This window comes from Sphingobium sp. YR768, assembly GCF_900111125.1.
Lineage (GTDB): Bacteria > Pseudomonadota > Alphaproteobacteria > Sphingomonadales > Sphingomonadaceae > Sphingobium.
Genome location: NZ_FOGE01000017.1, coordinates 1 through 14,140 on the forward strand (window position 1 = coordinate 1; position 14,140 = coordinate 14,140).

General features: G+C 64.7%; 15 protein-coding genes. 7 read left to right on the forward strand and 8 right to left on the reverse strand.

The window, feature by feature from the left end; all coding sequences use genetic code 11:
- The 8 genes from kduI to BMX92_RS17600 form a co-directional block, all read right to left on the reverse strand.
- Nucleotides 1-779: 5-dehydro-4-deoxy-D-glucuronate isomerase (gene kduI, locus BMX92_RS17565; protein WP_093018882.1), on the reverse strand; the 779-nt coding region annotated here is incomplete at its 3' end.
- A 102-nt stretch (nt 780-881) separates the two neighbouring features.
- The gene (locus tag BMX92_RS17570) at nt 882-1,490 is read right to left on the reverse strand and encodes a LutC/YkgG family protein (protein WP_093018884.1); all 609 of its coding nucleotides are present in this window, start codon (nt 1,488-1,490) and stop codon (nt 882-884) included.
- Entirely contained in the window at nt 1,487-2,881 is a 1,395-nt protein-coding gene (locus BMX92_RS17575) for a lactate utilization protein B (RefSeq protein ID WP_093018886.1), read from the reverse strand. The genes BMX92_RS17570 and BMX92_RS17575 overlap by 4 nt, the downstream gene beginning before the upstream one ends.
- Nucleotides 2,878-3,633, reverse strand: coding sequence for a (Fe-S)-binding protein (locus BMX92_RS17580; RefSeq protein ID WP_093018888.1), 756 nt, complete (start codon nt 3,631-3,633; stop codon nt 2,878-2,880). Before BMX92_RS17580 ends, BMX92_RS17575 begins: the two co-directional genes overlap by 4 nt.
- Nucleotides 3,630-4,622, reverse strand: coding sequence for an alpha/beta hydrolase (locus tag BMX92_RS17585; protein ID WP_093018890.1), 993 nt, complete (start codon nt 4,620-4,622; stop codon nt 3,630-3,632). Before BMX92_RS17585 ends, BMX92_RS17580 begins: the two co-directional genes overlap by 4 nt.
- Nucleotides 4,613-5,419 carry a rhamnogalacturonan acetylesterase gene (locus tag BMX92_RS17590; RefSeq protein ID WP_093018892.1) on the reverse strand — a complete coding sequence of 269 codons (807 nt, stop codon included), beginning with the start codon at nt 5,417-5,419 and terminating at the stop codon, nt 4,613-4,615. The genes BMX92_RS17585 and BMX92_RS17590 overlap by 10 nt, the downstream gene beginning before the upstream one ends.
- A gap of 118 nt (nt 5,420-5,537) precedes the next feature.
- Complete coding sequence (locus BMX92_RS17595) at nt 5,538-6,302, reverse strand: SDR family NAD(P)-dependent oxidoreductase (protein ID WP_093018894.1); 765 nt, start codon at nt 6,300-6,302, stop codon at nt 5,538-5,540.
- Nucleotides 6,303-6,322: 20 nt separating this feature from the next.
- Nucleotides 6,323-7,150: an IclR family transcriptional regulator gene (locus BMX92_RS17600; protein ID WP_093018896.1), complete on the reverse strand. Its 828-nt coding sequence runs from the start codon at nt 7,148-7,150 to the stop codon at nt 6,323-6,325.
- A 190-nt stretch (nt 7,151-7,340) separates the two neighbouring features.
- Here BMX92_RS17600 and rhmD point away from each other — a divergent pair, with 190 nt between their 5' ends.
- The 7 genes from rhmD to BMX92_RS17635 all read left to right on the forward strand — a co-directional run bounded on the left by rhmD (nt 7,341) and on the right by BMX92_RS17635 (nt 14,138).
- On the forward strand, nt 7,341-8,525 hold the full coding sequence (gene rhmD / locus BMX92_RS17605) for an L-rhamnonate dehydratase (RefSeq protein WP_093019077.1): 1,185 nt from the start codon (nt 7,341-7,343) through the stop codon (nt 8,523-8,525).
- Between the two features lie 21 nt (nt 8,526-8,546).
- Entirely contained in the window at nt 8,547-9,404 is an 858-nt protein-coding gene (locus tag BMX92_RS17610) for a fumarylacetoacetate hydrolase family protein (RefSeq protein ID WP_093018898.1), read from the forward strand.
- Nucleotides 9,401-10,150, forward strand: a complete 750-nt coding sequence (locus BMX92_RS17615) for an SDR family NAD(P)-dependent oxidoreductase (RefSeq protein ID WP_093018900.1) — start codon at nt 9,401-9,403, stop codon at nt 10,148-10,150. Before BMX92_RS17610 ends, BMX92_RS17615 begins: the two co-directional genes overlap by 4 nt.
- A gap of 179 nt (nt 10,151-10,329) precedes the next feature.
- A complete protein-coding gene (locus BMX92_RS17620; RefSeq protein ID WP_093018902.1) occupies nt 10,330-11,232 on the forward strand; it encodes an amidohydrolase family protein in 903 nt (300 codons plus the stop codon).
- Nucleotides 11,229-12,293, forward strand: coding sequence for an L-rhamnose/proton symporter RhaT (gene rhaT, locus BMX92_RS17625; RefSeq protein ID WP_093018904.1), 1,065 nt, complete (start codon nt 11,229-11,231; stop codon nt 12,291-12,293). The genes BMX92_RS17620 and rhaT overlap by 4 nt, the downstream gene beginning before the upstream one ends.
- Entirely contained in the window at nt 12,293-13,333 is a 1,041-nt protein-coding gene (locus tag BMX92_RS17630; RefSeq protein ID WP_093018906.1) for a glycoside hydrolase family 43 protein, read from the forward strand. The genes rhaT and BMX92_RS17630 overlap by 1 nt, the downstream gene beginning before the upstream one ends.
- The gene (locus BMX92_RS17635; RefSeq protein ID WP_093018908.1) at nt 13,320-14,138 is read left to right on the forward strand and encodes an alpha/beta hydrolase; all 819 of its coding nucleotides are present in this window, start codon (nt 13,320-13,322) and stop codon (nt 14,136-14,138) included. The genes BMX92_RS17630 and BMX92_RS17635 overlap by 14 nt, the downstream gene beginning before the upstream one ends.
- Nucleotides 14,139-14,140 lie beyond the last annotated feature (2 nt).

The window sequence follows — 14,140 nt, forward strand, 5'->3', positions numbered from 1 at the left end:
ATCGCCCAGATGAAGGCATAGGCCTTGGTGCCCGATCCCATATGCACCGACCAGGGCGGCGAGATCACCGCTTCCTCATTGGCCATGACGATATGGCGCATCGCCTCGCCTTCCCCCATATAATGGAAGACGCGGTCGGCCGGACCATCCAGCTCGAAATAGAAATAAATCTCGCTGCGCCGCTCATGGATATGCGGGGGCATGGTGTTCCACACGCTGCCCGGCTTGAGCACTGTCAACCCCATCACGAGCTGCGCGCTGTCGCACACGCCGGGGATCACCAGTTGATAGATGGTCCGCTCGTTCGATTCCTCCAGCGACCCGCGCTCCAGCGCATTGGCGTCGGCAATGCCCAGCTTGCGGGTCTGGAACCCCTTATGCGCCGGGCAGGAGGCCAGATAGAAGCGCGCACCGGCGCCAGCGAAGATCACCTCCTTCGCGCCCATCGTTACATAGAGGCAATCCTTGTTGCCCAGCGTGAAGACCTCGCCATCGACCGTAACGGTGCCTTCCACGCCCGATACATTGACGACCGCCAGTTCGCGCCGCTCCAGAAAGGGATGGCCCGCAGCGGATGCCGGTTCGCTCTGCGCGGGCAGCGCCACCGGCGCATCGACCACCGCCACGCCGCCGATCACGAACCGCTCGGCATGGGTATAGTTCAGCACGCATTCGCCATCCCGGAACAGACCCCCGATCAGATAGCGATCCCGCAACTCCTCGTTCGACACGCACTCCATCATGTCGGGATGCGTCGCATAATAGGTCTTCTCAAACATCAGGCGTCTCCGTTGCCGCTTTTGCCGCAGCTTATACCGGAGCGTGGATCGAATGTAAGCCTGTTTTCCCGTAATGTGGACTAATGTTCCTACATGCGGTTGTTATTGCCGCAGCAACAGGACATGCAGGAAGCGCGGGCCATGGGCGCCGCGAACATAGGTGCCCTCGATATCCGTGGTGCCCGATACGCCGGTGATCCAGTAATGGGCGCGCGGCTGCACGCCGGGCAGGGGTGCATCCTCCAGATAGGGCATGATATCGTCCACCCGCAGCAGCACTATATGATGCAGCGCCAGGAAATTGGGCAGCATCGGCGCCGTTGGGCCGGTTTCGAAAATCAGCGATCCGCTTTCGGCAATGCCCCGCCGCGCGACGGCGATGGCGGCGGCTTCGTCGGGCGCCGCCCGATCGTGCAGGGTGAAGCCCTGCCAGTCGCAGGCCACCAGCCGCGGGTCGGGCGGCATGCACAGCGTCAGCGCTTCATTCTGGCTCTCCAGATAGCGGGCGACCGCCGCCGGCAACTGCGCCATATCGTCGATGACGTCATGGGTCGCGCTGATGCTGGGCAGGGCAAGGCGCGCCAGAAACTCGGCCTCCAGCGCCGCTTCGTCCACCCTCGGCCGCTCCGGCGCGATCAGCAGGGCATCGGCTTCCGCCTTGCTCGGCGCATCCCCCTTCAACCGGGCGAAGATCGTGTCGCGGGCGCTCACGAACGGCGCTCCTTCTTATATTGCGCCATGAACGTGCGAGCGGCAGGCTTGGGCATGTCGCGATAACGGGTCCAGCCGCCCACCAGCGGCAACTTGTCGATCCAGCCCTTCCGCCCCAGCATCCGCATCGCCCGCACCGCCATCCCCGTCCCCAGCCGGTAGAGGCGCGGCCGGGTCGCGACCCAGGCCCACAGGCTCAGGCCCGCCCGCATCGATGTCGGCTCCAGCCCCTCGCGCCAGCTCTTCTCGCGCCAGCCGCGCAACAAGGTGGGCAGCGGAATGCGCACCGGGCACACTTCCTGGCATTTGCCATTGAGCGTGCAGGCGTTCGCCAGTTCACGACTTTCCTTCAACCCGTCGAATACCGGCGTCAGCACCGCGCCCATCGGTCCCGGATAGGTGCCGCCATAGGCATGGCCGCCAATCTGGCGAAACACCACGCAATGGTTCATGCAGGCGCCGCAGCGGATGCAGCGCAGCATTTCGGCCAGCCCTTCCTCGCGCATCTTCGTGCGGCCATTGTCGACCAGCACGATATGCATCTCTTCCGGCCCGTCCCGGTCGCCCGCCCGCTTGGGCCCGGTATAGAAGGTCGTATATTGGGTCAGCGCCGCCCCGGTGGCGGACCGCGCCAGCATCCGCAGCATATGGATGGCGTGCGGCATGCTGGGCACGATCTTCTCGATCCCCGCCGTCACGATATGCACGCGCGGTGGCACGAGCGACAATTCGGCATTGCCTTCATTGGTGACGGTGCAGACCGCGCCTGTGTCGGCGATCAGGAAATTGGCGCCCGATATGCCCACATCCGCGCCCAGCATCTGCGTGCGCAATTCCCGCCGCGCGCTTTCCGCCATGGCGGCGATCGTTTCTTCCGCATGCGGGCTGCGATGCTTCGCCTTGAACAGCGCCGACACCTGCTCGCGCGTCTTGTGCATGGCGGGCCAGATGATGTGGGACGGCCGCTCATCGGCCAGTTGGATGATATGTTCGGCCAGATCCGTCTCGACCCGGCCGATCCCGGCTTCGGCCAGCGCATGGGGCAGGCCGATCTCCTCGCCCAGCATCGATTTGGACCGCGCAACGCTCTTCGCGCCTGCCGCCTTGCAGATGTCGATCACGATCCGGCACGCTTCGTCGGCCGTGCTGGCCCAATGCACCTTCGCCCCGGCGGCGGTCGCGCTCGCCTCAAACTGTTCCAGATAGGCGCCCAGATGCGCGACGACATGATCCTTGATCGCCGCCGCCCGGTCCCGCGCAGCCTCGAAATCCGGGAAGGCATCGACCGCGACCGCCCGCTTGGCCTCCGCCGTCCCGGCCGTCCGCTCGACCGCCACCTTCAATATGCGGTCGGCCAGCGCTAAGTCAGCGCGATCCTTGAACCCACTCATGCCTCTTCCCCGATCGCCGGGCCATCCGCCATACCGGCAATCAGTTCGATCGCATGATAGGCGCGCACCTTGCTCCCCTTGCGGTTCAGTTTGCCCGCCATGTTCATCAGGCATCCCAGATCGCCTGCCAGCAACAGGTCCGCGCCGGTCGCATCGATCGCATCCGCCTTCTCGCCGACGATCGCGTTGGAGATGGCGGGATATTTGACGCAGAAGGTGCCGCCAAAGCCGCAACACGTCTCTTCCCCCTGCAACGGCGCGAAGCTCAGCCCGTCAATCGCCTTCAGCAACCGGCGCGGCTGCGCCTTGATGCCCAGTTCGCGCAGCCCCGAACAACTGTCATGATAGGTCGCCCTGGCGTCCACGCGCACGCCTTCGGGTTTCCATCCCAGCACCTCGTCCAGATAGGCCATGACCTCGAACGTCTTGCCCGCCACCGCCTGCGCCCGCGCCAGCCATAGGGGATCATGCTCGAATATCTCGGGATAATGGCAACGGATGGTTCCAGCACAGGAGCCTGACGGCACGACCACCGCTTCATAGGGTTCCAGCGCCGCGATCGTCTGCTTGGCCAGCGCCATGGCATGATCCCGGTCGCCGCTGTTGAGCGCGGGCTGGCCGCAACAGGTCTGTCCCTCCGGCACGACCACCTCGCACCCCGCCGCCTCCAATGCGCGGATCGCGGCAAAGCCGATGCGCGGCCGCATCATATCGACCAGACAGGTAACGAACAGGGCGACACTCTTGGTCATGCTATATGGCGTTTCGCAAATTGGAGGAACAGGTCGGGCCAGGGCGCCGGCGCGGCGGGCGGCGCCACCAGCCCGAAGCCATGGCCACCATTTTCGAACAAATGGCATTCGGCCGGAATCCGGCGCGCGCGCAGTGCCGCCAGCATCGCCAGACTATTGTCGATCGGCACCGCAGGATCGTCGATCGCATGGGCCAGAAAGACCGGCGGCGTTTCCGCACTCACATCCTGATCCAGCGAATAAGCGCGCATCCGCTCTGCCGTAGGATTCGGCCCCAGCAACTGGGTGCGCGATCCGGCATGGACGAACGGCCCTTCCATCTGGATCACCGGATAGAGATAGGCCGCGACCGCCGCTTTGATCGGCTCCCGGTCGGCCGCATCGATCGGCTGATAGGTTTCCATCGGCGCGCGGCTGGTCAGCCATGCGGCCAGATGCCCGCCCGCTGAAAAGCCCATCACGCCGACCCGGTTCGCATCATAATGTTCGCGTGGCGCGAGGGCGCGGACCAGCCGCAACGCCCGCTGGGCATCCTGCAACGGCGCTTCCGCGCCCGCCGCCCAGCCATCGCCGGGCAGGCGATAGAGCAGCGAAAAACAGGCATAGCCCGCCGCCGCCAGCCGCCGGGCGATATTGTAACCCTCATGGCCGATCGCCACGCGGCTATAGCCACCGCCGGGGATCAGCAACATCGCCGCGCCATTCGGCTTGGCCCCCACCGATGTCGGGCGCAACAGCGTCAGCGTCGGCGTCACCACATGGGCGAAGGCGCCATCGTCCGGCCCGCTGTCCGGGCGGCGCAGCGTCTCCACTTCCTGCACGGTCACATGCTCGCCGCCCGGCGCCTTGCCCGGCCAGATCGGGAAGCGCTCGAACCCGGCGGGCAGGGGGAAGGCGCCGCTGCTGATAGTCTGCCCCAGAACAGGCCCGGACATGGCGGCGCTTGCCACCGTTCCGGCGATCAGGCTGCGGCGATCGATCATCGGCATCTCGTGCTCCCCAAAGGCGTCGCCCGGGTCAGGTCCGGACGCTCGGCCAGAATTTTCCGCGAAACCGGCAGGTCCAGCGCCCGAAGCCCTTCTGCGACCAGATTGGCCACCTGCCGCGCGCCCAATTCGCTGAAATGCGTATTATCCTCTATCCCCTTGGGAAAGGCGGCGATCTCGTCCTGCGCGCGATAATGGAGGTAGAGCGCCTTCGACGCCTCCGGTCCCGCCCGGTCGAGCCAGACCCGCGACCGCGCTTCCAGATCGATCAGCGGCACATGCAGGGTTGTCGCCAGATCGCGCATCACCCCCGACCATGCCGGATAATCGGCGATGGCCTTGCCATCGGGGCCGAAGTTGCGCCGCGCGACCGGCGTCACCAGCACCGGAATCCCGCCTGCCGTCCGCACATCCCAGATGAAACGCATCAGATTATTGCGATAGTCGGTTTGCGCAGGCGCCCAGCGTTCGGGCTTCCCCCGCGCCTGATCATTATGGCCGAACTGGATCAGCACCGTGTCGCCCGGCATCAGATCGGCCAGCAACCTGTCCCATCGCCCTTCCGCCAGAAAGCTGCGGGTCGATCGCCCACCCATCGCATGGTTGATCACCCGCACGTCCGGCTGCAACCCGCAAGCCAGCATCTGCCCCCATCCGGTCTGCGGATAGCGGTCCGGCGCATAGCTGGCAGCGGTGGAATCGCTGGCAATCAGGATCGTGTCGCCCGGCCGCGTGGCATGCGCCGATGTGACAGCGAACAAGGCTGCGGCCATAGCGGCGATCTTCCGGGCGATCCTCATCGGTACACTCCATTGTCCGTCATCCCCGCGCAGGCGGGGACCCATCTCCCGCCTTATCCACAAGCGCAGGGGCGAGAGAGGAATTCCTGCCTGCGCGGGAATGACGCTGTTGCAAGAGTTACTGCAAATTCACATACATGCCACCGTCCACCAGCAATGCCGCGCCGGTGACATAGGCGGCCATGTCGGAGGCGAGGAAGACGATCGGCCCGGCCAGATCCTCAGGCTGCCCCAGGCGGCCGAGTGGCGTGCGCGCTTCCATATATTGGCGCTTCTCGACATCGGCCAGATCATCCTTGTTGATTTCGGTCAGGATGGTGCCGGGCAGCACGCTGTTGCAGCGAATGCCATGTTTGCCCAGCGCGATCGCCGTGGACTGCATCAGCGAATGCACCCCGGCCTTGGTCGGGGTGTAATGCGTCTGATATTCCCCGCCGACCAGCGCGGAAATGGAGGATACCGCCACGATCGACCCGCCATGCCCCTGTTTCACCATCTGCTGCGCGGCCGCCTGCACCATGAAATAGGCGCCATGCAGGTTCACCTTGAAGGTCCGCTCCACCACATCGACCGGCATGTCGAGGAAGGCGTGGAACGGGCAGATGCCGGCATTGCTGACCATCACGTCGACCTTGCCGAACGCCTCGACCGCCTTGGCGACGAAGTCCTGCGCGGTCTGCGGGTCGGCGACATCGCCCTTCACCGCGATCGCCCGCTGGCCCAGCGCCTCGATCTCCGCAACGCAGCTCTGCGCCGGGCCGTCGCTATGGGCATAATTGATCGCGACATCGGCGCCATGCTGCGCCGCGCCGATGGCGGCGGCACGGCCGATGCCGGTGGATGCGCCGGTGACGAGGACGGTCTTGCCTTCAAGCAGCTTCATGGGATCGCTCTTCCTTGAGTTTATCGCCGCGCGGGGCGGCGGGATGGTTTCACGGCCGGGGTCCAGCCCAGATCCGCGCTGATCTTCTGTGCGGTATCGCGCACCTCGCCGCTCAGGGCGGCCATGCGCTCGTCATCCATATATTGCGCCGCGCTCGACAGGCTGATGGCGGCGACGATCGCGCCGGACGCATCGCGCACAGGCGCCGCAACACAGCGAATCTGGTCCTCATTCTCCTCCAGGTCGAAGGATCGGCCGTCGCGCACATAGCCGTGCATCCGCTCCAGCCATGTGGCGCTGTCGGCATTATGAGTGCCTGCCTCGCACTCGGCCTCGAGCAGGCGGGTCCATTTCGCTTCCGGATCGTCCAGCATCAGCGCCTTGCCCAGCCCCGTCGATGTCAGCGGATGCCGGTCGCCGATCCGGCTGGAAATGTCGACGCGGCGGCGGCCGGCGATCTTGTCCAGATACAGCGCCTGATCGCCATCCAGCCGGCCCAAATGCACCGTATCCTCGCTTAGCATCGCCAGCGCTTCGAGATGCGGCCGGGCGATCTGCACCACGTCCGCCTGACTCTGCGCCAGAAACCCCAGCTGCAACAGCTTGGGGCCCAACTGATAGCCCTCACGCGGCAGGAAGATCAGGAAACCGCGCTCCACCAGCGCATTGGCCAGCCGATGCGTGGTCGATCGCGTCAGCCCCATGCGCGCCGACAGGTCGGCGAGCTTGATCGGCCCGTCGATGACCTGATCGAGCAGGTCCAGTCCGCGTTGCAGGGTCTGCGATCCCTGCACTTTCGACTTTTCCTCTCGCTCTCCCGATTCCGGGTTTGACGCATTCTGTATCATCTTCTAATACTCTATCCCACAAAATGAGAAAAACAAGGGTCAAGGAGAGGCCGGACATGATTCTTCGGATCGGTCCAATCTCCCCGTCACCCGGCTTTATGCCCATTTTGGCCATATGTTGGAAGTTTTGGTCAGATCGTCCCATATTTTGGACGTCTGGCGTGATCCGGGGAGTTTTCGCGTGCCGATCGTGACGTTGCCGAAGATCAAGCATGTCCGCGCTTTCACCGTGCGCGGCGGTGGTGCCGACTATCATGACCAGGGCGAAGGCCACTGGATCGACGACCATATCGCCACGCCCATGTCGAAATATCCCGAATATCGCCAGTCGCGGCAGAGCTTCGGCATCAACGTGCTGGGCACTTTGGTGGTGGAGATCGAGGCGGAGGACGGCACTGTCGGCTTCGCAGTGACCACCGGCGGCGAACCGGCCGCCTATATCGTGGAAAAGCATCTCGCCCGCTTTCTCGAAGGCCGCGCGCCGACCGACTATGAGAAAATCTGGGACCAGATGTATTTCTCGACCCAATATTATGGCCGCAAGGGCCTGGTCATCAACGCCATTTCCGGCGTCGATCTGGCGCTCTGGGACTTGCTCGGCAAGCTGCGGCAGGAGCCGGTCTATCATCTGCTCGGCGGCGCGGTGCGCGACGAACTGCAATTCTACGCCACCGGCGCGCGGCCCGACAAGGCGAAGGAATTCGGCTTCATCGGCGGCAAGATGGCGCTGCATCACGGCCCGGCCGAAGGTGTCGAGGGCCTCAAGAAGAACATCGCCGAACTGGCCGACATGCGCTCGAAGGTCGGCGAGGATTTCTGGCTGATGTGGGATTGCTGGATGGCGCTCGACGTCGACTATGCCACCCGCCTCGCCATCGCCGCGCATGAACTCGGCCTCAAATGGATCGAGGAAGCGATCAGCCCGGACGATTATTGGGGTTATCAACAGCTCAAGCGCAACGTGCCCAAGGGCATGCTGGTCACTACCGGCGAGCATGAGGCGACCCGCTGGGGCTTCCGCATGCTGCTGGAAATGGATTGCTGCGACATCATCCAGCCCGATGTCGGCTGGTGCGGCGGCGTGACCGAATTGCTCAAGATCAGCGCGCTGGCTGACGCTCATGGCAAGATGGTCGTGCCGCATGGCTCGTCGGTCTACAGCTATCATTTCGTCATCACCCGCCACAACTCGCCTTTCGCCGAGTTCCTGATGATGCACCCCGGACCGACGGAAGTGGTGCCGATGTTCCACCCGCAATTGCTGGGCGAGCCGGTGCCGGAAAATGGCCGGATGAAGGTGACCGCGCTCGACAAGCCGGGCTTCGGTGTCGACCTCAACCCCGACATCAAAATGCACCGCCCCTATACCCACTGATCTGACAGAGAGACTGACTCCATGAAATTCGTTCGTTTCGGCCAGCGTGGCCAGGAAAAGCCCGGCGTCATCGACAGCGACGGCAATATCCGCGACCTGTCGGGTATCGTGTCCGATCTGACCATCGAAAGCCTCGCCGCCGCCAAGGCTGCCGATATCGCCTCGCTCCCGATCGTCGAGGGCGAACCGCGCTACGGCGTGCCGGTCAAGGGCATCGGCAAGATCGTCGCCATCGGCCTCAATTATGAGGATCATGCGATCGAATCGAACCTGCCGATCCCGACCGAACCGATGATGTTCATGAAGGCGCTGTCCTCGCTCAACGGCCCGAACGACGAAGTCGTGCTGCCCAAGAACAGCACCCATGGCGACTGGGAAGTCGAACTGGGCGTCGTCATCGGCGAAACCTGCCGCTTCGTCAGCGAAGAGGACGCCCTGTCGAAGGTCGCGGGCTACACCCTGGTCAACGACGTGTCGGAACGCTTCAACCAGAAGCAGCGCGGCACCCAGTGGAGCAAGGGCAAGGGGCATGACACTTTCTGCCCGGTCGGCCCCTGGCTGGTGACGGCCGATGAAGTCGGCGATCCGCAGAATCTCGACATGTATCTGAACGTTAATGGCGAGCGGATGCAGACCGGCAACACGAAGACGATGATCTTCAACGTCGCCCAGCTCATCTCCTATGTCAGCGAATATATCACCCTCTATCCGGGCGACCTGATGATCACCGGCACCCCGCCGGGCGTGGGGGAAGGCAAGAAGCCAGAAGCCATTTACCTCAAGGCCGGCGACGTCATGGAACTGGGCATCGAAAAGCTCGGCGTCCAGACGCAGAATGTGTCGGAATGGCGGCACCTCGGCGACGTGGTGCTCGGATGAGCGTCTATGCCGGCCGTTTCGCGGGCCGTAACGCGATCATCACCGGCGGCGCGTCGGGCCTCGGCAAGCAGGTCGCCGCGCGCATCGTCGCCGAAGGCGGTCAGGTGGCGCTCTGGGATCTCAATCCCGAATCGCTCGCCGCCACGAAGGAAGAAGTCGGCGCGGCTCATGTCGTTGCACTCGACGTCAGCGACTATGCCGCCGTCGCCGCAGCGGCCAAGGAAACGGCCGCAGCCCTCGGCAAGGTCGATATCCTGATCTGCTCGGCCGGCATCACCGGCGCCACGGCAACGGTGTGGGACTATCCGGTGGACAGTTTCCAGCGGGTGATCGACATCAACCTCAACGGCCTCTTCTACTGCAACCGGGAAGTCGCGCCCTTCCTGCTCGAAAACGGCTATGGCCGGATCGTCAACCTCGCCTCGGTCGCAGGCAAGGAAGGCAATCCCAACGCCAGCGCCTATTCGGCGAGCAAGGCGGGCGTGATCGGCTTCACCAAGAGTCTCGGCAAGGAACTGGCCGGCAAGGGCGTCATCGCCAACGCGCTGACCCCCGCCACCTTCGAAAGCCCGATCCTGGCCCAGCTTCCCCAGAGCCAGGTCGATTATATGCGCTCGAAAATCCCGATGGGCCGCCTTGGCCTGATCGAGGAATCGGCCGCCATGGTCTGCTTCATGGCCAGCGAGGAATGCAGCTTCACCACCGCGTCGACGTTCGACACGTCGGGCGGCCGCACCACCTTCTAACCAAAGTTGCGCGGCGCGACCGGCCAAAAAGAGCCGGAGCGCCGCTAAACATCCTACCTCCGTTCGGGCTGAGCGAAGTCGAAGCCCCCGCCTGAGCATGGCGAAGGCTTCGACTTCGCTCAGCCAGCCCTTCGACAGGCTCAGGGCGAACGGACTTTATGTTTCTGGAGAGGATAGCCATGATCCCCTTTGTCGACGCCCATATCCATCTGTGGGATCTCAAGCATATCCGCTACGACTGGCTCAGCGCACCCTTTTCGGACGACGGGCCGAACGGCAGCGTCGAATCCATCGCCCATGATTATGGCGTCGCCCAATATCGCGCCGATCTTGCCCGCTGGAATGTCGTGGGCGCCGTCCATGTCGACGCTGGCGCCGCAGCGGACAGCGCACTGCGCGAAACCCAGTGGCTCGACGGCCTCGCCCAGATCGAAGGCTTGCCCACCGGCTTCGTCGCCTTCGCCGCGCTCAATGACCCGGATGTCGATGCCCTGCTCGCCGCGCAGGCCGCCCATCCCCGCGTCAAGGGCATCCGCCATATCATCAACTGGCATGCCGACCCGAAGCGCAGCTACACGCCCGCCGACCTGACCGTCGATCCCCAATGGCAGGCCGGCTATGCCCTGCTCGCCAAACATGGCCTGTCCTTCGACCTGCAATGCTATCCCGGCCAGATGCCGGGCCTCGCCACGCTGATCGCCCGTCATCCCGATATCCCGGTCATCATCAACCATATGGGCATGCCGGTCCTGACCGATCCCGATGGCCTCGATGACTGGCGCCGGGGCATGAAGGCGCTCGCCGCGCTGCCCCATGTCGCAGTCAAGCTGTCGGGCATGGGCTTCATCCGCCGCGACTGGACCCGCGAGACGATCGAACCGCTGGTCCGCGAAACCATCGACCTGTTCGGCGTGGACCGCTGCGCCTTCGCCAGCGACACGCCGACCGACAAGCTGTTCGGCTCCATCGACCGCTACATGGAAAGCTATCACGCCATCGTCGCGGATTTTCCGGAAGCCGACCGCCGCGCATTCTTCGCCGGCAATGCCAATCGCCTCTATCGTCTGGGACTCGACCTATGATCGCCAATCCACTGCTCGGCGTGCTGTTCCACTGGCTGGGCGGCCTTGCCTCGGCCAGCTTCTATGTCCCCTTCCGCGGCGTCAAACGCTGGAACTGGGAGATTTTCTGGATCACCGGCGGCATCTTCTCCTGGGTGGTCGCGCCCTGGTTTTTCGCCTCGGTCCAGACCCAGGACCTGATGGGCGTGATGCGGCAGGTGCCGTCTTCCGTCGTCGGCTGGTGCGTCTTCTTCGGTTTCCTCTGGGGCTTTGGCGGCCTGACCTATGGCCTCACCATGCGCTATCTCGGCCTGTCGCTGGGCATGGCGGTGGTGCTGGGCCTGTGCACCGTTTTCGGCACGCTGATCCCGCCGATCTTCGACGGCACCTTCATGACGGAGATTGCCGGCACGACCCATGGCCAGATCGTGCTGCTCGGCCTTGCCGTCACCCTGCTGGGCATCATCGTCGTGGCCATGGCCGGCGCGCGCAAGGATGAAGCGCTCTCCCCGCAGCAAAAGGCCGCTGCCGTCGCCGAGTTCGATTTCAGGAAGGGCATCGCCGTCGCCATCTTTTCCGGCATCATGTCCTCCTGCTTCGCCTTCGGTCTGGCGGCGGGACAGCCGGTCAACGAACTCAGCCGCGCGGCGGGCACCGGGCCGCTCTGGGTCGGCCTGCCCACCTTGTGCATCGTCATGTTCGGCGGCCTCATCACCAACGCGCTCTGGTGCGCCTGGCTGATCGTGAAGAACCGGTCGGCCGGCCAGTGGATCGGCGCGCCCGACGCATCGGGCCAGCGCCCGAAATTGCTGCCCAACTTCCTGCTCTGCGCGCTCGCCGGCACCGCCTGGTATTTCCAGTTCTTCTTCTACACGATGGGCGAAAGCCAGATGGGCCGTTTCGGCTTTTCCAGCTGGACGCTCCACATGGCATCGATCATCATCTTCGGCACCCTCTGGGGCTTCGCCTTCCGCGAGTGGAAGGATGCCGCCCCGGCCGTCCGCCGCATGGTGTGGACCGGCGTCGGCCTTCTGGTCTTCGCCACCATCATCATCGGCTATGGCAACCGGCTGGCGGTGTGATGCGCCGCCTTCTGCTCGCCCTGCTGCTGGCATGGACAGTCCCGGCCGGGGCGACGCAAGCGCCCTTGCTGACATCGCATCTGCGCATCCACGATCCCTGGATCGTCGCGGAGGAAAGCGCGAAGACCTACTGGCTCTTCTCGAAGAACGACCCGGCCGTCACCGGCGACCAGCGGCTTGGCATCATGGCCTATGCCAGCACCGACCTTGCCCATTGGCGCAAACCAAAGCTGGTCTTCGCCTTGCCCGAATCCAGTTGGGCCAATGAGGGCGGCTGGGCGCCCGAAGTCCAGCAGTGGAAGGGCCGCTGGTATCTGTTCGCGACCTTCCACAATGACAAGGCGCTGATCACCGCCACCGGCAAGCGCCCGCTCTACCGCCGCGCGACCCTGCTGGCGGTGGCCGATCGGGTCGATGGCCCCTACACATTGATCCACAGCGGCGACCCCGTCACCCCGCCCGGCGACATGACCCTCGACGGCACCCTGCATGTCGATCCTGCGGGCAAGCCATGGATGGTCTATGCCCATGAATGGATGCAGATGGGTGTCGGCACGATCGAAGCACTTCCGCTCAAGGACGATCTCTCGCCCGCCGGTCCGCCGCAATTGCTGTTCCGCGCCAATGAAGCCGACTGGGTCATCGGCCAGAAACAGCCCGAAGGCGAAACCGGCTATGTCACCGACGGCCCCGAACTCTTCCGCACCAAGACCGGCACCCTGCTGATGCTCTGGTCCAGCTGGGGCAAGGGCGGCTATGTTCAGGCGCAGGCGCGCTCGAAGAGCGGGACACTGGCCGGCCCCTGGGAACAGCTTGGCCCGCTGGTCGAGCAGGATAGCGGCCATGGCATGCTCTTCCGCACCTTCGACGGGCGGCTGATGCTGGTGCTGCATCGCCCGTTCAAGCGTGCGCTGGCGAAATTCTACGAGATGCGCGACGCGGGCGACCGGCTGGAAGTCATGCGCGAAGCGGTCGAGCTGGATGGCGAGGCCTATCCCACCCATGGCTGCCCTATGGAGACAAAAGATGCTGGCTGCTGATCTGGTCTGGCCGCTGCATGGCGCGCCAACGGGCGCCTTCACGCTGGAGGATGCGGCGGCCTTGCCCGAACAGGCCGTCGTCACCGCCGTCGATCGCCCGGTCCTGCTCGGCTACGCCCCCGAGACGCCCAATGGGCGCGCCATGCTGATTCTCGGCGGCGGCGGCTATACCGCGCTGATGGCGGGGCGGGAGGGGGTGCAGGTCGCCCGCTGGCTGACCGCGCTCGGCTATCACGCCTTTGTCCTGATCCACCGCTTCCCCCATAAAGGCACCGGGCCCTCCGCTCCGCTGGACGATGCGCTGGCGGCGATGGCGATGATCCGCGCCAGCGGCCTTGGCGAAGCAGGCGTCGGCGTGGTCGGCCTGTCCTCGGGCGGTCATCTCGCCGCCTGCCTGATCGCCGATTATCCGGCGGCATGGGGCCACGCACAGCCACGGTGCCCGGACGTGCTGGTCGTGGGCTATGCCCCCATCTCCACCAATGCGAAGGGGCGGACGATCATCCCGGACAAACCGCCGCTGCCACCGCTGGAAAAGCAGGCCCTCTATGATGCGCTCCAGCCCGACGCCCAGCTTCTGCCCGCCCCGCCGCCAACTTTCATCGCCTATGCCGGCAATGACCCGGTCGTGCCGGTGGCCAACGCCCATCGCCTGCACGATGCCCTGAAAGCCGCAGGGGCCAGCCCCGAACTCCACATCTTCGCCGACGCCCCGCACGGCTTCGCGCTCGATACGCCGGACCTGCCGGTATCGCTCTGGCCCCGCCTGTGCGAAGCCTGGTTACGGCAGGTGGGATTTCTCTAGAC